Origin of the sequence: Novosphingobium sp. (genome assembly GCF_036803765.1) — a bacterium.
In the GTDB taxonomy this organism is placed as follows: domain Bacteria; phylum Pseudomonadota; class Alphaproteobacteria; order Sphingomonadales; family Sphingomonadaceae; genus Novosphingobium.
The window spans coordinates 115589-139912 of sequence record NZ_DAIRTS010000001.1; the positions used below are offsets into that span (position 1 = coordinate 115589).

Here is a 24324-nt window from a genome sequence, read left to right on the forward strand (position 1 = left end):
CGGTTACTGCCCCGCTTTGCCGGTGCCGGGGCCAGTGCTGCCGCCGTTGCCCGGAGCGCCGCTCTTGCCGCCATCCATGGCGGGCGGGGGCGAACCGGCGGGGCTGGCCTTGACCTTGGCGCCGGGCTTGGCGCCGACGAGGCCCTCGGTGATGACCTTGTCGCCAGGCTTGAGGCCGCTGGTGACGAGCCAGTCGGTGCCGACCGGCGTGTCGGCGGTGATGTCGCGAGTCTCGGCCTCACTCTTGGCGTTCAGTACCAGCACGGTGGCGCTGCCGCGCGGCGTGCGGCTGACCGCGCCCTGCGGCACCAGGATGCCGTTGGGCACGATGCCCTGGACGATCCGCGCCTTGACGAAGAGGCCGGGCAGCAGGTCGCCGCGCGGGTTGGGCACGGTCACGCGCAGGATGACGGTGCCGGTGCCCGACGCCACGTCGACGTCGGCGAAGTTGAGCCGGCCTTCGACCGGCCACTCGGTGCCATCGGACAGGATGATCTTGACCGCGGCGGTGCCATCGGCGGCCAGCTTGCCCGATTGCAGCGCGCGGCGCAGCGCCATGTAGTCGTTGCTCGACTGCTGGATGTTGACCCACATCGGGTCGAGCTTCTGGATCTTGGCGAGCGCGTCGGTCTGGCTGGTGGTCACCAGCGCGCCCTTCGTCACGCTCGAGACACCGATCCGCCCGCTGATCGGGGCGAGGATGCGGGTAAATCCGAGACTGACCCGTGCGGCCTGGAGCGCACCGCGCTGGGCCAGCACCTGGCCGCGGGCCTGATTGTAGGCGGCGAGCGCGTCGGCCGCATCCTGGCGCGAGATGCCGCCCTGGTCGGCCAGCAGCTTGTAGCGCTCGGCCTTGATGCGCAGCGCCTCGACCGTCGCCTGTGTGGCGGCAAGGTTGCCGGCGGCCTGGTTGGCACTGGCCGCATAACTGCGCGAATCGATCTGGTAGAGCGGCTGCCCGGCCGTGACGTAGGAGCCCTCGGTGAACAGCCGCTGCAGGATGATCCCGGTAACCTGCGGACGCACTTCGGCAATTTCGCTGGCGACCGTGCGGCCGGACAGCTCGGTCGTCACGGGCACCGAGGTCTGCCTGGCGACGATATAGCCGACCTGGATTTCCTTCGGTTTCTTGCCGTCGTCCTTGCTGCCGCATCCGGCGAGGGCCAGGGTCGAGGCAGCGAGCGTGGAAATCGCGAACACGCGGCCGAATGCCACAAGGGAAGGGAGGGCCGGACGCCGGGCGGGGGATGCAACCGGTAGACTGTGCAGCATTCTTTCACCGAATAGTGTGATTCGGGCCGGGCGGTAGCACAGCTTCGTCACGGTGCGCCGCACAAAGGGCTTCGCGGGGAAGCGCTGCGACACTTTATGACAAGTCCGGGCAATGCACGGCCAACCGACGGGGCAGATGCCTGTCGGGATCACACTAAGGCGGGTGAGGCAAGCCTTATCGACCTGTGACAACCTTTTGGGTCGTCACGGGAACCGAACTCCGAGCCGGGGGTAGATACTTTCCGGCTCGCGTCCCGTGGACCCTCAGCGTGCGGCGTAGAGCAGCCGGCCTGGTCCCAGAATCTGCAGGACATGGTCGATGTCGTCATTCGACACCGCAAAGCAGCCCTGGCTGCGACCGACGCGGCCCTGCATCGAGACGATGTCGGGGCCGACGTAGCTCGCCGCATGGATGACGATGCCGCGCGGCTGCGCCAGGTTGTTTTCGGGATCGAGCCCGGCCAGCCGGCGCGAGCGGCCATGGCGCCCGTAATAGGTCTCGCCGGTCAGGAAGCTGCCGCTGCACGATGCCTCCGAGCCCCAGGCGTTCGACAGCTTTTCCACCCAGCCCTTGTTGGCCGGGTCCGAACCGCGGCCATGAGCAACGAGATGGCTCGACACGACGCGGCCGCTGGCCACGTCGACCAGTTGCATGCGTGCCTCGCGCGAGGGGGCGGAGAAGTCGACGATGCCGATGACGTCGCGCGCGGAAACCCGGGCGGCGTGGGTGTGCAGTGCGTCGAGTGCGCGGTTCAGCAGAGCCGGGCTGTTGGCCCCCGGCACGGCGGGAGGGAGAGCTTCGGCACCCGGCCCGAGACCTGGCGTCCAAGCACCGGTCGTCGGCTGAAGGGGCGCGATCGCTTCCGCCGCCGTGCGGGGAAACAGAGCCGAGGCCGCCGTACCGGCAAATGCGCCGAGGAACTGGCGCCTGCCAAAATTCATGATTGCGTGACCCCGAAGTGTTTTTGCGAAATGCTTGTCGTCCAGGGTCAAAATGGCGTCAGGCATGATCCATGCCAAGGGCCAGTGCTGCGTGATGCGATGAACGGTGCATCACGTCGCACTGGCCGTTGGGCGGGCAGGGAACCTTTGCGGCCTGTCGCGTCAGGCGGGCAGGTTGGCGAAGGTGCCGGCAACGGCGAATTCGCCCACGGGCTTGCGACCGCTCGGGGCTTCACGCTCGCGAAGGAAATCAGGGAGCTTTTCCGGCGTGGTCTGGCGGCCGATGACGGTCGCCGCCTCGATCCGGAACCCTTCCGGAACGCCCAGCACGGTGCGTGCCTTGTCGAAGTCGATGCCGGTCATGCCGTGCGTGTGATAGCCCATTGACGTGGCCTGAATCGCCAGCAGCGCCCAGGCGGAGCCGGCATCGAAGCTGTGGCTGTAGAGCGGGCCGGTCTTGCCATCGGGGCCGGTCGAGGTTTCCTGCGAGAGGATGAACACCAGCGCGCCTGCGTCCTTGGCCCAACCCTGGTTGAACGGCACGAGGATGTCGACGAACGCGTCCCAGTTGGCATCGCCGGGGACGGCATAGAGGAACCGCCAAGGCTGGACGTTGAAGGCCGACGGGGCAAGGCCCGCCGCCTCGAAGATAACGGCAAGGTCTTCGGCCGGAACCGCCACGCCATCGAAGGCGCGCGGGGACCAACGGTCGACGATCACGGGCAGGACGCGGGCATCGGCTTTACGTTCGCTCATCGATAAAATCCCGAAAATTTGCGAGGAAGGACAGGTCGGCGGCAAGCGGGTCGCATCGGTCGATGCGTCGTCCACCACCTTGGCGCGGTTTTGCCGGAGGAAAGCCTTTTCGATAATCCCCATTTTTTGCATATGGATGTTCAACTCTTTGGAATGGGGCAGGGCATGGACGTCGGCCAGCCGAGTATCGACCAAGTGCGCATCTTCCTCGCGGTGATCGACGAGGGCAGCTTCAACGGTGCCGCCCGGCGTCTGGGGCGCGCGGTGTCGGTCATCAGCTACGGCATCGCCAGCATGGAGGCGCAGCTCGGTGTCTCGCTGTTCGACCGCGAGGGCTCGCGCCGGCCCCAGCTGACTGAGGCGGGGCGGGCCGTGCTCGCCAGCGCGCGCGATCTCGCCGACAGCGTCGATGCCCTGGTGGCGCGGGTGCGCGGCCACAACCAGGGGCTGGAGGCCGAACTGACCCTGGCGGTCGATGTCATGTTCCCCGCCGAGACGCTCGCCCACCTGCTGCAGGACTTCGCCGCGGCCTTCCCGACCGTCGACCTGCGCCTGCATGTCGAGGCGCTGGGCGCGGTGCCGGGGCTCCTGCTCGACGCCCGGGCCGACCTGGCCATCACCGGCGCAGTCGTGGTCGAAAACCCGACGCTCGACCGCATCACCATCGGATCGGTCGATCTGGTGCCGGTCTCGGCGCCGGGCCATCCCCTCGCGCAGCTACCGGTGATCCCGCCGGGTGCGGGGCGGCAGCACCTCCAACTGGTCCTGTCCGACCGCTCGTCATTGACCGAGGGTCGTGACTTTTCAGTCCTGTCGGCGCGGACCTGGCGGCTGGGGGATCTGGGTTCCAAGCACGCGCTGCTGCGCCAGGGAATCGGCTGGGGCAACATGCCGTTGCACCTGATCGCCGATGACCTCGCGGCGGGGCGGCTGGTGCGGCTGGCCATGCCCGAGGGCGCGAGCATCAATTATCCGCTCCATGCCCAGTGGCGCCGCGACAGCGCGGCCGGCCCGGCGCGTCGCTGGCTGCTCGACAAGGTAGTGGCAGGTTGTTCAGCCCAAAGCGTTGGCGCCGATACTGTGACATGACAGAACGATGACGCGTATGCGGAATAATCGTCGCACGACCGTCACGAAACGGGCATAATATTGCAATGCAGCAGGCCTAACCGCCGCGACGCGCCTCCTATAGCGGAGGGCTTGTCCATGAGGGATATTCATGCGTCGTCTTTCGATCCTGCTCGCCGGCTGTGCCGTCGTGGCCGCCCATCCCGCCCTCGCTGCCGAAACGGCTGCTGAGGCTGCCGCTCCTGCTGCCGAAGCGCCCGCTGCCGACACCGGCGAGGCGATCGTGGTCTATGGCACCGGCCAGACCCGCCAGACCCAGGAACTACGCACCGCCGATCTCGCGGTCCTCGCGTCGGGCACCAGCCCGCTCAAGGCGATAGAGAAGCTGCCCAGCGTCAACTTCCAGTCGGCCGACGCTTTCGGCAACTACGAATGGTCGACCCGTGTGACCATCCGCGGTTTCAACCAGAACCAGCTCGGTTTCACGCTCGACGGCATTCCGCTGGGCAACATGAGCTACGGCAACATGAACGGCCTGCACGTCAGCCGCGCGATCAGCCCCGAGAACATCGGCGTCACCGCCGTGTCGCAGGGTTCGGGCGCGATCGACACGCAGTCGACCAGCAACCTGGGTGGTACGCTCGAGTTCAAGTCGATCGACCCGGCCGAACTGCTGCGCGACCACCACGTCGCCATCGACGCCAGCGGCTCCTACGGCTCGGAAGAGACCTGGCGCGGGTTTGGCCGCATCGCCGTGGGCACCCCCGACGGCGTGCGCGGCTTTGCCTCGCTGCAGTACCAGGACGGCAACAAGTGGAAGGGCAATGGCCAGCAGCGCACGCTGATGACCAACGTCAAGTTCATCGCGCCCGCCGGTGCGGTCAACCTCGAGGGCTGGTACAGCTATTCCGACCGCGTCGAGCAGGACTACCAGGATCTCTCGCTCGAGCAGATCGGGCGCCTTGGCTATGACTGGGACAACTTCGGTCCCGGCCAGTACGCCCTGGCCGTCCGCGTCGCCGACATCGGCGCCAACAACGGCTACACCGGCGTCGTGCCGACGAACCCGGCCGCGGGCACGACCTATCCGGGCAAGATCACCTCGCCCGACGATGCCTATTACGATGCCGCCGGCCTGCGCCGCGACTGGGTCTATGCCTTCGGCGCCAGCGGCCCGCTGAGCGACACGCTGTCGTTTGCGCTCAAGACCTATTACCACCACAACCGCGGCATGGGCCTCTGGGGCACGCCTTATCTGGCCAGCCCGAGCGGCGTGCCGATGTCGACGCGCACGACCGAATACGACATCAAGCGCGAAGGCGTGTTCGGCAACATCGTCGCCGACCTTGGCATGAACAAGCTGACGATTGGCGGCTGGGCCGAGAACAACGACTTCAACCAGGCGCGTCGCTTCTACGGCTTCACCAGCCGCACCACGCCCGGGATCGACTTCCACCACTTCCTGTCGAACCCGTTCGCAACGCAGTGGGACATGAGCTACAACACCGTGACGTACCAGTACTACGTCATGGACGACATCGACCTCGGCCAGTTCAAGATTAACCTTGGCTGGAAGGGCTTCGACGTCAAGAACAACGCCTCGCGCAACTTCGAGCTGACCCCTGGCGGCCACGCCATCGGTTCGCTGCGAGCGCGTGACTGGTTCCAGCCGCATGCCGGCGTGACCTACAAGCTGGGCGGCGGCAGCGAACTGTTCGCCGGCTTCACCCAGGTGACGCGCGCGTTCACCGCCGATGCCACCAGCAGCCCGTTCTCGACCACGCAGGCCGGCTTCAACACGATCTCCGCCAACGGCCTCAAGCCCGAGCAGTCGGACACCTACGAAGGCGGCCTGCGCTTCAACACGGGCAACTTCAACGGCGTGCTCGGTGCCTACTACGTCAACTTCCGCAATCGCCTGCTGACCATCCCGACCTCGGTCGGCATCGTCGGCTCGGCCAACGTGGTGCAGAACGTGGGTGACGTGCGCGCCTATGGCTTCGAGGCGGTCGGCAACTACAAGCTGCCCTACGGCTTCGCGCTGTTCGCCTCGTACAGCTACAACGACAACACGTACCGCGACAACGTCACCTATCGTTCGGGCGGCGTGACGGTGGTGCAGCCGACTGCGGGCAAGACCGTGGTCGACACCCCCAAGCACCTCGCTCGCGGCGAACTGTCGTATGAAAGCACCTCCTTCTTCGGGCGCGTGGCGGTCAACTACATGTCCAAGCGCTATTTCACCTACACCAACGACAAGTCGGTGCCGAGCCGGACGCTGGTCGATGCCACCATCGGCTACCGCCTCGACGTGGGTCAGCGCACCCCGGTCGAACTGCAGATCAACGGCACCAACCTGTTCGACAAGCGCTACGTCGCCACGATCGGGTCCAACGGCTTCGGCTTCAGCGGCGACAACCAGACGCTGCTCGCCGGTGCACCGCGCCAGATCTTCGCGACGCTCAAGGCTGGCTTCTGACGATCGGGCGGGGTGCGGGCTTCGCCGCACCCTGCCTGCCAGCAAAGGGAGGCCCAGGTTCGCCCTGCCGCTTCTGGACAACGATACGCCTCGTCACATTCCGTGACGGGGCGTTTCGCGTTTGCGGGTGCGGTCGCGCTATGCCGCGCGCGATTCGCCAATTGGTTCCATGAGTGACACTGTTTTTCGGGCCTATTTTGTGGCTGTCATTTGCGTGCACTGCAGCATGAGCCGATGAATGCTGGGTTTGGACGGCCTTTTTCCGTCAAACTCCCGTCAAATGTTACATTGCATGACACCTTATCGTCACAAAAGTGCAGCCAATCGCGCCTAGTGCGGCCGGCGAAGGGGCCGCCTTAGGCCTCACCAGTGAGGGACTATCCATGTCGAAGACCATTCGTGCCGGCCTGATGGCCGGGGCGGGCGCCGTTGCGCTCGTCGCCATGCCCGCCTTTGCAGCCGACGCCGCCCCCGCGGCCGACGTCGCTGCCGCTGACGCGCAGTCCGGTGGCCTGACCGAAATCGTCGTTACTGCGACGAAGCGCGAAACCAATCTGCAGAAGACTCCGATCTCGATGAATGTCGTCACCGCCGACATCATCAAGGAACGTCACGTGCAGAGCCTGCTCGACCTCGCCGACGGCGCGGTTCCCTCGCTGCGCGTCGCCACCTTCGAAGCGCGCCAGACCGCGCTGACCATCGGTATCCGCGGCATCGTTCCGCTCGACGCCAACCAGCCCGCTCGCGAGCAGGGTGTCGGCGTCTACATCGACGGCGTATACATGGGTCGTCAGCATGGCCTGAACGCCGCGCTGTTCGACATGGAGCGCGTCGAAGTCCTCAAGGGCCCGCAGGGCACCCTGTTCGGCCGCAACACCGAAGGCGGTGCGCTCAGCCTCGTCTCCAAGGCCCCCTCGGGCGAATTCGGCGGTCGCGTCTCGGGCGGCTTCGGCAACTATGGTTCGTACAACGGTGAAATTCACCTCGACCTGCCCGAATTCAACAACTTTAGCGTCAAGCTCGACGGCGTTGCCCAGTATCAGGGCGCGATCACCAAGAATCCGCTCGCGGGCCAGACCGGCTTCGGTTACTTCGACCGTCGTGGCGGACGCATCGCGGTGCGCTGGAAGCCGTCGGCCGACATCACCAACGATTTCAGCTACGACAACGGCTGGGACAGCAACTCGCCGTTCTACAGCCAGCTGCTGAACTACAACCCCAACGGCTGCGTCGCCGGTGCCGTCACCCGTGCGTGCAGCACGCCGGGCACCAGCTTCGTCACCGTCACCGGCACCGTGAAGAGCCTGCCCGCGATCGTCCAGGTCAATGGCCAGACTCGCATGAAGGTCGCCGACATCGGCGTGCCGCAGGCGCCCAGCGTCGACCGTACGCACGGCTTCACCAACACCCTCAAGTGGAAGATCGCGCCCGAGATCGAACTGCGCTCGATCACCGCATGGCGCGGTGTGAGCTCAGAGCAGTGGGACAACTCGGGCGGTGCGCACCGCGTGCCCGTCTACGCCCCGAACGGCGCGTTCAGCCGCTACTCGCTCGCCAACCTGTGGCAGCATCAGTTCAGCCAGGAACTGCAGGCGGTCGGCACGATCGGCATGGTCGACTACGTCGCCGGCGTGTTCTACTTCAACGAGCACGTGTCGGATAACGCCGCCACGCCGAACTCGAACGTCTGGAACGCCGACGGCACCAGCTACACGATCAACCCGGCGGTGTTCACCAACCCGTTCGCCTCGATCGACCGCGCCTCGGTGGCCAACTCGAAGAGCATCGCCGGCTATGCCCAGGCGACCGCGAACTTCACCGATGCGCTGCATGTCACCGTCGGCGGCCGCTATACCCACGACGAGAAGACCGGCACGCTGGTGACGTTCCGCAACGCCGCCAACGGCAACCGTCTCGACAAGACGTGGAACAAGTTCAACCCGATGGCGACCGTCGCCTACGACGTGAACGCCGACACCCACGTCTACGCCAAGTGGGCGACCGGCTACCGCGCCGGCGGTGCCTCCTCGCGTTCGCCCACGTACCGCGGTTTCGACCCCGAAACCGTCACCTCGTACGAAGTGGGCCTGAAGGCAGACCTGTTCGACCGCCGCGCGCGGTTCAACATCGCCGGCTACATCATGGAGCGCAAGAACAGCCAGGTCGACTTCAACGCGATCTTCGTGTCGAACGGCTCGAACGTGAACGTGCTGGAAACCGTCAACGTGCCGGGCACGACCAAGATCCGCGGGATCGAGGCCGACCTGACCGTGAAGCCGATCGACGGCCTGACGCTGAACGCCTCGTACGCCTATACCTACACCAAGCTGCCGCTGGTCACGAACCCGTTCACCGGCATCCAGCAGAACGTGTACATCGTGTTCACGCCGCGTAACGCTGCCAGCGGCTCGATCGACTACGAAGTTCCCGCGAACATCGGCGACGCCACGCTGCGTTTCCACCTCGACGGGAACTACTCGCAGGCGACGCAGACCTTCGACCAGTTCGCCACCAAGAACGACTCGGCGGTGCTGTTCAACGGTCGCATCTCGCTGGCCGACATCCCCGTCTCGTCGGGTGGCCAGAAGCTGACCGTCGGCGTCTGGGGCCGCAACATCTTCAACGAAGCGCACGTCTATCGTCGCGATCCGTCGAACTCGATCCCGGCCTTCGGTGCGGGCACGAACGGCAACATCAACAACATCCTGGGTGACTACGGCAACTTCAACGCGCCGCGCACCTACGGCATCGACGCCACGATCAACTTCTGATCGACCGGCTTCGGCTGGAACAAGAGGCGGCGGAGCGAAAGCTCCGCCGCTTTTTGTTGGGGAGCACGTGGGGTTGCGCGGCTGCGGTGGAGCTTCGGGATGAGCAGGGCTGTGGGGAGAACCGCCTATCCCTTCACAAGCCCCGTCATTCCCGCGAAGGCGGGAATCCAGGGATCATCCGGCACGATATCAGGAAAGCTGGATTCCCGCCTTCGCGGGAACGACGGGGGAAGGAGCGGGAGAGCAGCCTTTGGCCGGATTAAGCGGGCCCCCGGTTCACGGCCGGGATGATGAGCGTACGTCGGGCAGGCCTGTTCCGTCGCCTGCGGCTTGCGCGCGGCTTCGATACCACTCCTCCCACCTCAAACTTCGTCATTCCCGCGAAGGCGGGAATTCAGTTTGCCTTACACTGTTCCGAATGATCCCTGGATTCCCGCCTCCGCGGGAATGACGGGGGAAGGAACGAGAGAGCAGCGTTTTGCCGGATCAAGCGGGCCCGCTGGCTCAAGGCCAGGGTGACAGTGAGGGTGTTCAGTGGCGCCATTTCGTCACCCCGGCCTTGAGCCGGGGTCCAGCTTCCACTCAGACCGGCATCGGCCGCGTATCGCCCTGTCCAGAACGGCGCCCCCGTTCCGTACCAAAACACCCCCCGACCGCATCCGCCGCGCACAAAAGAAAACCCCCTCCCCGGGTGGGGGAGGGGGTCGTGATCAGCGCCGCGAAGCGCGGATGGGTCAGATGTGGATCGCCTTGCCGCGGACGCCCATGGCGGCTTCCTTGAGCGCTTCCGAGTGGGTCGGGTGCGCGTGGCAGGTGTAGGCGATGTCTTCCGAGGTCGCGCCGAATTCCATCGCGAGCGCGGCTTCGGCGATCATCGTGCCGGCGACCGAGGCGATGGCCCAGACGCCGAGGACGCGGTCGGTGTCGGCATCCGCGATGACCTTCACGAAACCATCGGGTTCGTGGTTGGTCTTGGCGCGGCTGTTGCCCAGCATGGGGAACTTGCTGACCTTGATCTTGTCCTTGTTGCCGCCGGCCTTCTCGAGCGCGGCTTCCTGCGTCAGGCCGACGCCGGCGAACTCGGGGAAGGTATAGACCACGCCCGGGATGACGTCGTGGTTCACGATGCCGGTCAGGCCGGCGATGTTCTCGGCCACGGCGATGCCTTCGTCCTCGGCCTTGTGCGCGAGCATCGGGCCGGGGATCACGTCGCCGATGGCCCAGACGCCGTCGACCTTGGTGCGGAAGTCGTGGTCGGTCTCGATCTGGCCGCGCTTGTTCAGCTCGAGCCCGATCTTGTCGAGGCCGAGGCCTTCGGTGTTGGGACGACGACCAATGGCGACGAGGACGCAATCGGCCTCGAGCGTTTCCGGCGCGCCGCCGGCCGACGGCTCGACGGTGAGGGTGGCCTTGCCGCCTTCGACCGAGACCGCCATGACCTTGGTCGACAGCTTGAGCTCCATGCCCTGCTTCTTGAAGATCTTGGCCGCTTCCTTGCGGACGTCGCCGTCCATGCCGGGCAGCAGCTGGTCAAGGTATTCGACGACGGTGACCTTGGCGCCGAGGCGACGCCAGACCGAACCCAGCTCCAGGCCGATCACGCCGCCGCCGATCACCACGAGGTGGTCGGGCACGCGTGCCAGGGCGAGGGCGCCGGTCGAATCGACGACGACGCCGGCATCATTGTCGACCGTCACGCCGGGCAGCGGGGTGACCGACGAACCGGTGGCGATGACGATGTGCTTGGCGGTCACGCTCTGGCCCGCCACGGTGACGCGGTGCGCGTCCTCGAACGTGGCATAGCCCTTGAGCCAGGTAACCTTGTTCTTCTTGAACAGGAATTCCACGCCGCCGGTCAGGCCCTTGACCGAGTCCAGCTTCTGCTGGTGCATCGCGGCAAGGTCGAGTTCGACCGGGCCAGTCTTGATGCCGTAGTTGGCGAAGGTCCCGTCGACGGCCTCGGCGAACTTCTCCGAACCGTGGAGCAGCGCCTTCGAGGGAATGCAGCCGACGTTGAGGCAGGTGCCGCCCAGCGTCTCGCGCCCTTCGGCGCAGGCGGTCTTCAGGCCCAGCTGTGCCGCGCGGATGGCCGCGACGTAGCCACCGGGGCCGGAACCGATCACCAGGACGTCATAATCGTATTCAGCCATTTCGGCCTCCTGTTCGCGCGCCGCTCGTGCTGGCGGGCCATGGCGCGACTATCGCACAGAATTGATGACGACGGCGTGGCGCGCAAGGCTTTTGGCCGCCGCGCGCCACGACCCGTCGATCACAGGTCGATCAGCAGCCGGGTCGGCTCCTCGATCGCTTCCTTGATGGTCTTGAGGGCGGTCACCGCCTCGCGGCCGTCGATGATGCGGTGATCGTAGGACAGCGCGATGTACATCATCGGGCGGATCACGATCTCGCCGTTGCGCACGACCGGGCGGTCCTCGATGCGGTGCAGGCCGAGCACGGCCGACTGCGGCGGGTTGATGATCGGGGTGGACATCAGGCCACCGAACACGCCGCCGTTGGAGATCGTGAAGGTACCGCCCTTCATGTCTTCCATGGTCAGCGAACCCTCGCGAGCCTTCTTGCCGTATTCGGCGATGGCCTTCTCGATGCCGGCGAACGACAGCTTGTCGCAGTCGCGCACGACCGGCACGACGAGGCCGTTCGGCGCCGAGACGGCGACCGAGATATCGACGTAGTCGTGATAGACGATCTCGTCGCCCTGGACCTGGGCGTTGACCGCCGGGATGTCCTTGAGCGCCAGCACCGACGCCTTGGCGAAGAACGACATGAAGCCGAGCTTCACGCCATGCTTCTTCTCGAAGGCATCCTTGAACTTCTCGCGCGCGGCCATCACCGCCGACATGTCGACGTCGTTGAAGGTCGTGAGCAGCGCGGCGTTTTCCTGCGCGCTCTTGAGGCGCTTGGCGATCGTCTGGCGCAGGCGCGTCATCTTGACGCGCTCTTCGTTGCGGCCGGCCGTGGCGACGGCAGCCGGCACCGGGGCGGCGGCGGTCGCAGCCGGGGCAGGTGCGGCAGCCTTGGCCTGCGCGGCCGCCATGACGTCTTCCTTGGTCAGGCGTCCGTCCTTGCCGGTGCCCTTAACCGTGGCCGGGTCGATGCCGTATTCGAGCACCGCGCGGCGCACCGCCGGCGACAGCGCGGCGACGGCGGCAGCGTCGTCGGCCGCAGCCTGGAGCTGCGACGGGGCGGCAGCGGCCGTGGCCGCCGGGGCAGCGTCGGCCTTGGGCGCGACGGTGTCGGAGGCCGGGGCGACCGGCTTTTCCTCGCGCGGGGCGACGGCGACGTTACCGGCGGCGGCGACGCCGTCCTCGATCGTGCCGAGCAGCGCGCCGACGGTCACGGTGTCACCCTCGGGGACGAGGATCTGGCCGAGCACGCCGGCGACGGGCGAGGGCACGTCGACCGCGACTTTGTCGGTCTCGAGGCTGACGATGGGCTCGTCGAGCGCCACCGTTTCACCGGGCTTCTTGAGCCACTGGCCGACCGTCGCTTCGCTGACGCTTTCACCGAGCGTCGGAACCTTGACTTCGATGGACATGACTTGGTGTTCCTTGGGGAGAGATCAGGTTGACGAAACGGCCGGTCAGGCCTTCTTCTTGCGGCGGATTTCTTCGCGGACCGAGAGCGACAGCGCATCGGCGACCAGGGCAGCCTGTTCGGCGGCATGGCGCTTTGCCAGACCCGTTGCCGGCGAAGCCGAAGCCGAACGGCCGGCGTAGCGGGCACGCGCGATCGGGCTCTTGGCAGCCTTGAGCGATTCCTCGATCAGCGGCTCGACGAAGAACCACGAACCGTTGTTCTTCGGCTCTTCCTGGCACCACACCACCTCTTCGAGGTTGGCCATGCGCGAGAGGCGCAGGGCCAGCGGCTCACCCGGGAAGGGATAGAGCTGCTCGATGCGGATGATCTGCGTGTCGGTGATGCCCGCCGCATCGCGCGCCTCGATCAGGTCGTAGGCGACCTTGCCCGAGCACAGCACGACCTTGCGGGTCTCGTCGTCCTGCGGCGCGGCCGGGTCGGACAGGATGCGCTGGAAGTGCGCGTCACCGATGAAGTCCGCCGTCGACGACTTTGCCAGCGGGTGGCGCAGCAGCGACTTGGGCGTCATGATGATCAACGGCTTGCGGAACGAGCGGTGCATCTGCCGGCGCAGCACGTGGAAGTAGTTGGCCGGACTGGTGATGTTGCACACCTGGAGGTTGTCTTCGGCGCAGAGTTGGAGGTAGCGCTCGAGGCGCGCCGACGAGTGCTCGGGACCCTGGCCTTCGTAGCCGTGGGGCAGGAGCATGACGAGGCCATTGGCACGCAGCCACTTGGCTTCCGAGGCGGCAATGTACTGGTCGATCACGATCTGCGCGCCGTTGGCGAAGTCGCCGAACTGCGCTTCCCAGAGCACCAACGTCTTGGGATCGGCGCTGGCATAGCCGTATTCGAAACCGAGCACGCCATATTCCGACAGCGGGCTGTCGAGCACCTGGAAGCGGCCGTGCGGCAGCGAGGCGAGCGGCACGTACTTGTGCTCGTCCTTCTGGTCGACCCAGACGGCGTGGCGCTGGCTGAAGGTGCCCCGGCCGCAGTCCTGGCCCGAGAGGCGCACGTTGTAGCCCTCGGTGACGAGGCTGCCGTAGGCGAGCGCCTCGGCGGTGGCCCAGTCGAAGCCCTGGCCCGACGAGAACATCTCGCGCTTGGCGTCGAGCACGCGGCCCAGCGTCTTGTGGACGGTGAGGTCGTCGGGCACGGTCGTCAGCGTGCGGCCGAGGCTGTCGAACAGCTTCTGCTCGATGCCGGTCGCCACGTTGCGGCGCGCGGTCATCGGGTCGGCCGGCTTGTTGAGCCCGGCCCAGCGACCGCCGAACCAGTCGGCCTGGTTGGCCTTGTAGCTCTTCGAGTTTTCGAACTCGGCCTCGAGCGTGGCGGTGAAGTGGTCCTCGACCTCGCCCTTCCACGCCTTGTCGATCACGCCCTCAGCGGACAGGCGCTCGGCATAGAGCGACGAGACGGCCGGGTGCTGCTTGATCTTGGCGTACATCAGCGGCTGCGTGAACGAGGGCTCGTCGCCTTCGTTGTGGCCGAAGCGGCGGTAGCACCACATGTCGATCACGATGTCGCGGCCGAACTGCTGGCGATAGTCGATCGCGAGCTTGCAGGCGAAGGTCACGGCTTCGGGATCGTCGCCGTTGACGTGGATGATCGGCGCCTGGACGCCCTTGGCGACATCCGACGGGTACGGCGAGCCGCGCGAGAACTGCGGGCTGGTGGTGAAGCCGATCTGGTTGTTGATGACGAAGTGGATGCAGCCGCCGGTGTTGTAGCCGTGGACGCCCGAGAAGCCGAAGCATTCCCACACGATGCCCTGGCCGGCGAAGGCCGCGTCGCCGTGGATCAGCACCGGCAGCACCTGCTTGTGCTTGCCCGGGCCGACGTCGTCACGGAACTGCTGCTGCGCCAGCACCTTGCCGAGCACGATCGGATCGACCGTCTCGAGATGCGAGGGGTTGGGCACGAGGCTCATGTGGACCTTGGTGCCGTCGAACTCCCGGTCGGTGCTGGTGCCGAGGTGATACTTCACGTCGCCCGAGCCGCCGACGTCCTCGGGGTTGGCGCTGCCGCCCGAGAATTCGTGGAAGATCACGCGATAGGGCTTGGCCATCACGTTGGCGAGCACGTTGAGGCGGCCGCGGTGGGCCATGCCGTAGATGATCTCGCGCACGCCGAGCTGGCCGCCGTACTTGATCACCGCCTCGAGCGCGGGGATCATCGATTCGCCGCCATCGAGGCCGAAGCGCTTGGTGCCGACGTACTTCTTGCCGAGGAACTTCTCGTACTGCTCGCCGCGCACGACGGCGGCGAGGATCGCCTTCTTGCCCTCGGGCGTGAAGTCGATCGACTTGTCGCCGCCCTCGATGCGATCCTGCAGGAAGCGGCGCTCCTCGACGTCGGCGATGTGCATGTACTCGAGGCCGATCGAGCCGCAGTAGTTCTTGCGCAGGATCTCGACGACCTCGCGCACGGTGCCCCACTGCAGGCCGAGCGTGCCGCCGAGATAGACCTTGCGGTCCATGTCCTTGGCGGTGAAGCCATAGTATTCGGGGCTGAGATCGGCGGGCAGGTCCTGCTTGGACAGGCCGAGCGGATCGAGATCGGCAGCCAGGTGGCCGCGCACGCGATACGTGCGGACCAGCAGCATGACGCGGTAGCTGTCATTGGCGGCCTGCTCCAGCGCGGCTTCGTCGAGCGGCGCGGCGCCGCCCTTCTTGGCGGCCTTCTGGACCTCGACCTTGAGCGCCATGGGATCGAGCGCACGGGTCATTTCGTCGCCGGCCAGGGCATCGGTGATCGGCCAGCGCTTGGATTGCCAGGACGGTCCCTGCTGCGGCCCGTCCTGCGGGTCGATCTCGAACTCGTGCACGTCTTGTCCCATCGTCGTCGGACTCCGTTGCCCCCGGGGAGGTGAGGGGCTTGGGAAAACAGAACACAGGCCACGAACCCCTTCGGGCCTGTTCAAGGCGCCACGGTCGTGGTGCCGGTCATGCCCGCGAACGGGCGGTGTGGTATATGGCGTGCCCTCGGGGGGAATTCATCCCGTACCCGGGGGCGGACGCGAAGACATAAAAAGGTGTGTGCCGGGCAGACAGGACGCGGCGTTGCGCGGCAGGCGACGAGGCCCGCCACGCAACGCCTCATCCGGTCAGGCGGCCAGCGAGGGGTCGATGCCCTTGCACGCTTCCAGCAGTTCCTTGACCGCGTCGACCGAGACCTGGAGGTTGGCCTTGGCGGTTTCGTCGAGGTTGATCTCGATGACCTTCTCGACGCCGCCGGCGCCGATCACCACGGGCACGCCGACATAGAGGCCGTCGACGCCATAGGCGCCATCGACGTGAGCGGCGCAGGGCAGGATGCGCTTCTGGTCATTGAGGTAGGCTTCGGCCATGGCGATGCCCGAGGCGGCCGGGGCGTAGAACGCCGAGCCGGTCTTGAGCAGGCCGACTATCTCGCCGCCACCCGAACGGGTGCGCTGCACGATCGCGTCGATCTTTTCCTGGGTCGAGGCACCCATCTTGATGAGATCGGTGACGGGGATGCCGGCGACGGTCGAGTATTCGACCACGGGCACCATGGTGTCGCCGTGGCCGCCGAGCACGAACGAGTTCACGTCGCGCACCGAGACGCCGAATTCCCAGGCGAGGAAGGTGCTGAAGCGTGCCGAGTCGAGCACGCCGGCCATGCCGACGACCTTGTTCGCGGGCAGGCCCGAGAATTCGCGCAGCGCCCACACCATCGCGTCGAGCGGGTTGGTGATGCAGATCACGAAGGCGTCGGGGGCGTTGTCGCGAATGCCTTCGCCGACGGCCTTCATCACCTTGAGGTTGATGCCGAGCAGGTCATCGCGGCTCATGCCGGGCTTGCGCGCCACGCCAGCCGTCACGATGATGACGTCCGCGCCAGCGATGTCCTTGTAATCGTTGGTGCCGGTGATCTTGGCATCGAAGCCTTCGACCGGACCGCACTGCGAGAGATCGAGGGCCTTGCCCTGCGGAACGCCTTCCACGACGTCGAACAGGACGATGTCGCCCAGTTCCTTCTGTGCGGCGAGGTGCGCCAGCGTGCCACCGATGTTACCCGCGCCGATGAGCGCGATCTTCTTGCGTGCCATGTGCTTTACGGTCCTTTCCCGGAGTCGTCGCGGGACAAGCGTTCAAGCGCCTGCCGACTCAAGCCCCCCGAAAGAGGAGGCCCCCCCGCGCCCGCGAGACGGTAAGGGTTGCCGGCAAGTGCAGGGCAGGTAGGCCCGCGCGCAGACGAATGCAACCGCAAAAAGCCGCGGAATTAAGGCTTTTTGCGATAACAGTTCGCAATAGCGATAAGAGCTTAACGGGTGTTCAGGTTTGGCTGCGGTCAACCCATATATACGCAGGGTTATGTGCGAACACTGGTATGATGTCCTACGATAAAATACGCAAAAACCACGATACAGCAAGGGTCTGGTTATCGTCCCAATACTCTGCGCAGGGCCATGCCCTCGCGGCGGTCGAGCGTATGGCATACGTCCGCCCACCAGCGGGCATCGTCATGGTCGTTGCGCGCTGCAGCGTGTGTCGCCCGGTTCGCGGCGTGTTGGGCTGCGCCATGACCGTGCGAGGCGAAAAGACGCAGCGCGGTGGCGATGAGGCCGTCGGGCGCGAGGCTGGCGGCGGCGAGGGATGCGGCGGCGCGCGGGCGTGTCATGGCGGTCAAGCGATCCGCCGGGCAGGCGGCGGGGGGCGTACCGGCGCGCTCGTCACGACCGTTGTCGTTCGCAGGGGTTTTGGGGCGCGGGGCAGGGCGGCGCAGACAGGGCGAGATCAGGCCGTAGCGGGGGGCAAAACGCAGCATGGGCGATGGTCTCCGGTCGTCGTGGTCGCGATGCCGGTCGACCGGGTGGTCTTGCGGCGCATCGATCGGCACGTGCGTTACGGGATTAATTCCTGCGTGTGCCTGCCGTCCTGCTACGATGCGCGCGCCTAACAGGGCGTGAGGCGAGAGGGTAAACGCGTCGTTGATCGCTATTTTTGCGATCAACCGCCCGGCTGGGCGATCCACTTCCCTGCATTTTCATAGGCCTGCCGAGCCTCGGGGCGGATCGTCGTCGCCGGTTGGGCGGACGTTGCCGGCGGGGCGGGGGGGGCCACGCCGGGGCCCGAAGCTTTCTCCGGTGCGGTGCCGATGCCGATGGCAAGCCCGGCGCGGGTCCCGGCGACCGCCCCGCCGGCGGCACCTGCTCCCGATCCGGTCGCGGCGTCATAGGCCTGGAGCCGGCCCTGCTCGAACGCCTTTTCGAGCACGAGCGGGTCCGCGACATCCGTCGCTGCGGGAACCCAGGTGCGCGGGTGCGGTGCGGCCAGCGGCTCGAACCCGCGGTAGCTGGCGGTGAAGGCGCTGACGCGTCCGGCCATCCCGGCCCAGCGATAGAAACGGTGCGCGCCGATGGTGCCGACGAAGGCCAGGCTGTCGGCCCAATAGGGATGGACCGCGCTCGTATGGTAATGGGTCGCAAGGCCGACAGGCGCATAGACGTTGCCGGCCAGGGCATCGGCGGCAACGCGGCGGGCGCGGTCCCAGAACTGCTGCACCGGGCGCCGGGCCATAGCGCCATCGCAGGCGAAGCTGAACTGGCAGCCGGGGCGTTCCGAACCCTGATAGACCACGCCGCAGACCGTCTTGGGAAACGCGGGGTGTGCCACGCGATTGAGCACGACCTGAGCCACCGCACGCTGCCCGGCATCGGGTTCGGAGGCGGCCTCGTAATAGATCGCCGTGGTCAGGCACTGCAGCGCACGCCAGCGGTCCTCGGTGCTGCCGGCCGCGAACAAGGGGCGGGCGACGCCCGCTCCGGGCCAAGGTGCAGCCCCCGGCGCCGGGGCGTCGTCGCCGTGGATCGCAGCCAGTTGCCGATCCCACGAGCGCGCGGCCTCGTCAGGCGCAAGCAGGCCGCTGTCTTCGGGTGCAAGGTAATAGAATGCCGAGCCGGGGAAGCTCTCGCCCGATTGTTCGAACGGCTGCAGCCCTTGCGATCCGTCGCGCGCGGTGGCGCGGTCGATGCCGGGCTGGCCCCAGCCGATGGCGCCGAGCACCAGCCCGAGCGCACCGATCGCAGCGATCCCGGCGGCACGCTCCACCAGCATGTCGCGCCGGCGATGCTGGCGGCGCCAGGACTGGATGTCGCGCCGGCGGATCCGCGCGGTGAAGTCCCGCCCCCGCAACGGCGACGCCATCAGCGTGCCGATCGTCGCACCGTCGACCTGCCGTTGCCGGACCGCGGCCGCGCGCGCTTCCGGGCCCGGCGGCGGCAACAGCGCCTCGGGCGGAAGGGTCGGGGTCGTGAAGGTCTGACAGGCGGTCATCGCGGCGTGGGGCGTTCCTGGGATCCGGCGCCGGGGTGAGCCGGCAGAGGCTTGGTCGATCGTGCGCTAATGCGGCGCGGCCTTGCCCGCATCCCATGAATCGGCATCGTCCCGATAAGATACAACAGGCTACCGACAGGTTAAATGCATGGGCACTCTTGTCGCGCGGGTCCGGCATCGGTATCGGCTCGGCCCGACGCCACCGGTGCCCGCGAGAGCGGGCTAAGAGGGAAGCCGGAACCAACCGGCGCTGCCCCCGCAACTGTGCCCGGACGAGCGCGCGCCACGATGGCCACTGACCTTCTGCGGAAGGATGGGAAGGCCGGCGCGCCGTGATGACCCCGGGCGAGCCAGGAAACCTGCCGGTGTGTGGTCGTTCCGCAGCCGGGCGGGGTGTACCGGGTGCAAGCGTGGTGAGTTTCCGCCCCTTGGCCCGGCGGACCTCCCGCCATGGACGGCAAAGTCCATGGGCCGGGAGGAAAAGACAATGAAGACATCGCATCGCGCCCTCGTGGCCTGTCTGGTGCTGGCAGCGCCCGTTTCTGCACGTGCCGATGAGGCCAGTGCAAACGCCGCGCCCATCACCGTGCTCGCCACCGGCAGCGACCTTTCGCTCGACCGCACCGGCGCGGCGATCAGCGTCGTGCCGCTCGAGACGATCCAGGCCGTGCAGGGCCCCGATCTGACGCGCGTTCTCGAGCGAGTGCCTGGTCTCACGCTGTCGCGGACCGGCAGCCTCGGCGCGCAGACCGCGGTGCGCCTGCGCGGCGGCGAGGGGCAGCACACCCTCGTCCTCGTCGACGGCGTCCGCGTCGAAGATCCCTCGGCGCCGTCGGGCGGGTTCGATTTCGGCACGCTGACCAGCGGCGGGATCGAGCGCATCGAAGTGCTGCGCGGTTCCAACTCGGTGGTCTGGGGCAGCTCGGCGATCGGCGGCGTGATCGCGCTGACCACGCGCGACATCGACGGGGTGGAAGCCTCGGCCGAATACGGCTCGCGCCGCACGTTCGATGCCGATGCGGTCGCTGGGGTGAAGCGTGATCGATACGCCTTCTCGCTCAACGGCGGCTACGTCACCACCGATGGCGTCTCCGCCGCGGCCAAGGGCACCGAGCGCGACGGCTACGACCAGTGGCGCGTCGGCGGGAAGGGCCGCGTGAACCTGACCGATACCCTGTCGGTCGTCGCCACGGCCCGCTACGCCGACGGGCGCGTCGACATCGACGGCTATCCGGCGCCCACCTACACCTTCGCCGATACGCCCGAATACCAGACGACGCGGCAATTCTTCGGCCGCACCGGGCTGCATTACGCCGGCGAGGCGCTGACGCTCGATGCCGGCTATGCGCTGTCGGACACGCGGCGTCGCTATTATACCGGCGGGGCCGATGACAGCTTCGAATACGGCTATAACGGCCGCAGCGAGCGCGCCGAACTGGTCGGCCGATACAAGCTGCCCAGCGACTTCGCGATCGACTTCGGCGCCGACCGCGAATGGACGCGCTTCGACAGCACCTATGATGCGCGCCAGAACGCGCACCTCACCAGCGGCCATGCGCTGCTGGGCTGGTACGGTGCCAAGGCGAGTCTTGCCGGCGGCGTGCGCTACGACGAACACAGCCAGTTCGGCAGCAACTGGAGCTTCGGCGGCAACGGCACCCTCGAGGTGGCTCGCGGCCTGCGCCTCAACGCCAGCTATGGCGAGGGCTTCCGCGCGCCGACGCTCTATCAGCTACTCTCGCCCGACTACGGCAACGCAGCGCTCCAGCCCGAGCGCAGCCGCAGCTATGATGCAGGGGTGGCCTATGTCGCGCCCGACGGCACGTTCCATGCCGGTGTCACGCTGTTCCGCCGCGACACGCGTAATCTCGTTGCCTTCGTGTCGTGCTTCAGCGTGACCGGCGGGATCTGCACGGCGCGGCCTTTTGGCACCTACGACAACGTGGGCCGCGCGCGGGCGCAGGGTGCGGAACTCGATGTGGGGGCCACGATCAGCCCGCGCCTCAAGGGGCAGATCGCCTATGCCTATACCGAGGCGACCGATCGCACGCGCGGCTCGGCCACGTTTGGCCGCGATCTTGCGCGGCGGCCGCAGCACGCGCTCACCACCTCGCTGGACTGGACAACGCCGCTCGCCGGCCTCACGCTCGCAGGCGATGTCAGGTTCCAGTCCGAAAGCTTTGAGAACGCGGCCAATACGGTCAAGCTGCAGGGCGGCGCGGTGACCACGCTGCGCGCCAGCCTGCCCGTGCTTCACCAGGCTGAACTTTTCGGCCGGGTGGAAAACGTGTTCGACAAGCCGCTGGTCACCGCTGCCGGATACGGCGCGCTGGGCCGGTCGGTCTTCGGCGGCCTGCGCGTGCGCTACTGACGTGCTGCGCGGCGCGGCAGCCCCTTGTCCCCCCCGATCCGCTGCGACCCGACCGGGCGCGGCGGATGGGCGGCCGCGTCGCCTCGGCTCGCTGCGACATCGTGGTGCAGCGGGCCGGGCGGCGGCCCCGGTGGCGCTGGCGATGCTGCTCGCCCAGGCGGGTTGCACGGCCGGCGGATCGGCGCCGCCGCCACCCCCGCGCGGTGGCGGTCCGACGATCGTCTCGCTCAATCCTTGCAGCGATGCGATCCTGGCCGAAGTGGCCGATCCGGCGCAGATCCGCGGTCTGTCACGCTATAGCAGCGATCCCGCGCAAAGCTCGATGGATGCAGGCCTCGCGCGGCGCTTCCCTGCCCTATCCGGCGCGGTCGAGGGCGTGTTGGCGGCACGGCCCGACGTCACCGTCGCCAGCGTCTATACCGATCCTGCCAGCCTGGCCGCGATGCGCCGCCTCGGCCTGCGCGTCGAGACGGTGACCATCGCCAACTCGCTGGCCGAGGCCCGCGACCAGGTCCGGCAACTGGCGGCGCTGGCCGGTCATCCCGATCGTGGCGAGGCGCTGGTGGCGCGCATCGACCGGGCTATCGCCGCCGCCGCACCGCCGCAGGGCGCGCGCCCGATCGCCACGGTGCTGTGGGAGCCGGGCGGCATCGTGCCGGGACGCGAGACACTGGTGTCGGACGCCATGGCGCGCGCCGGCTTCAGCAATTTCAGTGCGCAGCGCGGGCTCGGTCAGGCACAACGCCTGCCGCTCGAGCGCATGCTCGCCGATCCGCCACGCCTGATCCTCGCCGTCGGCGGCGATGCCGGTTCGGTGCCCGACGACGATCGCCTGCTGGTGCACCCTGCGCTTGCGGCGCTGAAGGGCACCGCGCACGCGACCCTGGCGCCAAATTTGATCTTTTGCGGTGGGCCGACCATTCCCCGCCTGATGGCGCGGTTGGCGCAGGTACGCCGCCAGGTGGAGCAGGCGCGATGAGCCGGGCTTTTCTTCCCTCTCTGGTCTTGGGCGCCGGGCTGCTGATGGTTTTTCCGCTGTGCCTGCTGGCGGGGCAGGTCTGGATCGACCCGTTCCATGCGACAGGTCCGAACGCGCTGGTGATCCTCGCGCAACTGCGCCTGCCGCGCGGCTTGCTTGCCGTGGTTGTGGGCGCGGGGCTCGGTGCCTCGGGTGCGGCGATGCAAGGCTACCTGCGCAACCCGCTTGCCGACCCCGGCCTGTTCGGCGTCGCCCCGCTCGCTGCGCTCGGTGCGGTCTTGTCGCTGTTCTTCGGCTTTGCCGCGCAGCCGTTCCTGTTGCCGGCGATGGCGCTGGCGGGCGCGGCCGGCGGGATGGTGCTGCTTGCCCTCATCGCTTCGGGATCGCGCGCCGGGCTGGCGGGCGGCGTCGCGCTGTTCACGCTGACCGGCATGATGCTGTCGAGCCTCGCGGGTGCGCTGACCAGCCTGGCGATCAGCGTGGCGCCCAACCCTTTCGCGCTGACCGAGATCGTCACCTGGTTGATGGGGGCACTGGCCGATCGCAGCTGGCACGATGTCGCCATCGCCGCGCCGCTGACGCTGGCCGGCCTTGCCGTGCTGTGGCGCGCCGGCCCCTCGCTCGATGCGCTCACGCTCGGCGAACTGGCCGCGCGGTCGCTCGGGCTGGAGCCGAGCAGGCTGCGCGTCCTCATGGTGCTGGGTGTCGGGCTGGTCGTGGGCGCCGGGGTATCTGCCGCAGGCATAATCGGCTTCGTCGGCCTGATGGTGCCGCACTTCGTCCGCCCTTTCACCGATCGCCGGCCGTCCAGCCTGCTGTTGCCCAGCGCGCTCGCCGGGGCGCTGCTGCTGCTGCTGGCCGATACTGTTTGCCGCTTGTTGCCCCTCGCCGGGGGCGAGCTGCGGCTGGGCATCGCTCTGTCGCTGCTCGGTGCGCCGTTCTTCCTGCACTTGTTGCTGCGCCTGCGCCGGGGGCTGTCATGATGGCGGACGCGTTTCAGGAGGCGCACGCATGGAGCTGATCGCCGACGCCCTGACCGTGGTCGGCCGCCTGCGCGCGGTGGGCGCGGGGCTTGCGCCCGGCCACGTCACCATGATCTGCGGGCCCAATGGCGCGGGCAAGTCCACGCTGCTCTCGGCCCTGGCCGGGTTGACGGTGCCCGATGGCGGCCAGGTCCGCCTTGGCGAGAACCGCCTGGCGGATTTCAGCGGTCGCGAGCGGGCCATGGCGATCGGCTACCTGCCACAGGCCGGGGATGTCGCGTGGAACGTCACGGTGGAGACGCTGGTTCGGCTCGGCCGGCTGCCGCATCGCACATCCGACCGGGTCGATGCCGCAGCCACCGTCGCGGCCCTCACTGCGCTCGATCTCGTGCCGCTGGCCACGCGCGAGGTCGGCACGCTGTCGGGCGGCGAACGCGCGCGCGCGCTGCTGGCGCGCGTGCTGGCGGGGCAGCCACGCTGGATCCTGGCGGACGAGCCGCTCGCTGCGCTCGACCTTGCGCATCAGCAAGCCTTGCTGGCCCATCTGCATCGTCTGGCAGGGCAGGGGGTGGGGGTGGTCGTGGTCGTCCACGATCTTGCCCTGGCGATGAACCACGCCGATCATGTCGTCGTGCTCGATCGCGGCAGCGTGGCGGCGGCCGGTGCGCCGCATGTCGCGCTGGCCGAGGATGTGGTGGCGCGCGTCTGGGGGGTGCAAGCCCGCTGGGTCGGTGACGGGCGCAGCCAGGCGCTGGCGATCGGCTGACGGTTCTGCCCGGCAGGCCAGCTTGCCCTATCGGTCCC

16 protein-coding genes and 1 riboswitch are annotated in these 24324 nt (G+C 67.6%); of the genes, 7 read left to right on the top strand and 9 right to left on the bottom strand.

What is annotated here, in order from left to right; translation table 11 throughout:
* Positions 1-3 precede the first annotated feature (3 nt).
* The 3 genes from V7Q48_RS00520 to V7Q48_RS00530 all read right to left on the bottom strand — a co-directional run bounded on the left by V7Q48_RS00520 (position 4) and on the right by V7Q48_RS00530 (position 2970).
* Positions 4-1215, bottom strand: a complete 1212-nt coding sequence (locus V7Q48_RS00520; RefSeq protein WP_333835625.1) for an efflux RND transporter periplasmic adaptor subunit — start codon at positions 1213-1215, stop codon at positions 4-6.
* Positions 1216-1536: 321 nt separating this feature from the next.
* Positions 1537-2214 carry a murein L,D-transpeptidase catalytic domain family protein gene (locus V7Q48_RS00525; RefSeq protein WP_333835626.1) on the bottom strand — a complete coding sequence of 226 codons (678 nt, stop codon included), beginning with the start codon at positions 2212-2214 and terminating at the stop codon, positions 1537-1539.
* A gap of 162 nt (positions 2215-2376) precedes the next feature.
* Positions 2377-2970: a nitroreductase family protein gene (locus V7Q48_RS00530; RefSeq protein ID WP_333835627.1), complete on the bottom strand. Its 594-nt coding sequence runs from the start codon at positions 2968-2970 to the stop codon at positions 2377-2379.
* 165 nt (positions 2971-3135) lie between these two features.
* Here V7Q48_RS00530 and V7Q48_RS00535 point away from each other — a divergent pair, with 165 nt between their 5' ends.
* From V7Q48_RS00535 to V7Q48_RS00545, 3 genes are all read left to right on the top strand, one after another.
* Complete coding sequence (locus V7Q48_RS00535; protein WP_333835628.1) at positions 3136-4059, top strand: LysR family transcriptional regulator; 924 nt, start codon at positions 3136-3138, stop codon at positions 4057-4059.
* Between the two features lie 130 nt (positions 4060-4189).
* Positions 4190-6517, top strand: coding sequence for a TonB-dependent receptor (locus tag V7Q48_RS00540; protein ID WP_333835629.1), 2328 nt, complete (start codon positions 4190-4192; stop codon positions 6515-6517).
* 383 nt (positions 6518-6900) lie between these two features.
* On the top strand, positions 6901-9288 hold the full coding sequence (locus V7Q48_RS00545) for a TonB-dependent receptor (RefSeq protein ID WP_333835630.1): 2388 nt from the start codon (positions 6901-6903) through the stop codon (positions 9286-9288).
* 734 nt (positions 9289-10022) lie between these two features.
* Here V7Q48_RS00545 and lpdA read toward each other — a convergent pair.
* The 6 genes from lpdA to V7Q48_RS00575 form a co-directional block, all read right to left on the bottom strand.
* Complete coding sequence (lpdA, locus tag V7Q48_RS00550; protein WP_333835631.1) at positions 10023-11438, bottom strand: dihydrolipoyl dehydrogenase; 1416 nt, start codon at positions 11436-11438, stop codon at positions 10023-10025.
* A gap of 119 nt (positions 11439-11557) precedes the next feature.
* Positions 11558-12844 carry a 2-oxoglutarate dehydrogenase complex dihydrolipoyllysine-residue succinyltransferase gene (gene odhB / locus V7Q48_RS00555; protein WP_333835632.1) on the bottom strand — a complete coding sequence of 429 codons (1287 nt, stop codon included), beginning with the start codon at positions 12842-12844 and terminating at the stop codon, positions 11558-11560.
* Positions 12845-12889: 45 nt separating this feature from the next.
* The gene (locus V7Q48_RS00560; protein ID WP_333835633.1) at positions 12890-15727 is read right to left on the bottom strand and encodes a 2-oxoglutarate dehydrogenase E1 component; all 2838 of its coding nucleotides are present in this window, start codon (positions 15725-15727) and stop codon (positions 12890-12892) included.
* Positions 15728-15994: 267 nt separating this feature from the next.
* Positions 15995-16960, bottom strand: a complete 966-nt coding sequence (gene mdh / locus V7Q48_RS00565) for a malate dehydrogenase (protein WP_333835634.1) — start codon at positions 16958-16960, stop codon at positions 15995-15997.
* 332 nt (positions 16961-17292) lie between these two features.
* On the bottom strand, positions 17293-17679 hold the full coding sequence (locus V7Q48_RS00570; RefSeq protein WP_333835635.1) for a hypothetical protein: 387 nt from the start codon (positions 17677-17679) through the stop codon (positions 17293-17295).
* A 182-nt stretch (positions 17680-17861) separates the two neighbouring features.
* Entirely contained in the window at positions 17862-19187 is a 1326-nt protein-coding gene (locus tag V7Q48_RS00575; protein WP_333835636.1) for a cell wall hydrolase, read from the bottom strand.
* Positions 19188-19373: 186 nt separating this feature from the next.
* Positions 19374-19567, top strand: a riboswitch (cobalamin riboswitch).
* Positions 19568-19674: 107 nt separating this feature from the next.
* Here V7Q48_RS00575 and V7Q48_RS00580 point away from each other — a divergent pair.
* From V7Q48_RS00580 to V7Q48_RS00595, 4 genes are all read left to right on the top strand, one after another.
* Positions 19675-21558, top strand: a complete 1884-nt coding sequence (locus V7Q48_RS00580) for a TonB-dependent receptor plug domain-containing protein (RefSeq protein WP_333835637.1) — start codon at positions 19675-19677, stop codon at positions 21556-21558.
* A 130-nt stretch (positions 21559-21688) separates the two neighbouring features.
* Positions 21689-22537 (top strand): ABC transporter substrate-binding protein, encoded by an 849-nt coding sequence (locus V7Q48_RS00585; protein ID WP_333835638.1) that lies wholly within the window; start codon positions 21689-21691, stop codon positions 22535-22537.
* Complete coding sequence (locus V7Q48_RS00590; RefSeq protein ID WP_333835639.1) at positions 22534-23520, top strand: FecCD family ABC transporter permease; 987 nt, start codon at positions 22534-22536, stop codon at positions 23518-23520. The genes V7Q48_RS00585 and V7Q48_RS00590 overlap by 4 nt, the downstream gene beginning before the upstream one ends.
* A 28-nt stretch (positions 23521-23548) precedes the next feature.
* Positions 23549-24286 (top strand): ABC transporter ATP-binding protein, encoded by a 738-nt coding sequence (locus V7Q48_RS00595; protein ID WP_333835640.1) that lies wholly within the window; start codon positions 23549-23551, stop codon positions 24284-24286.
* Positions 24287-24324: the final 38 nt, after the last annotated feature.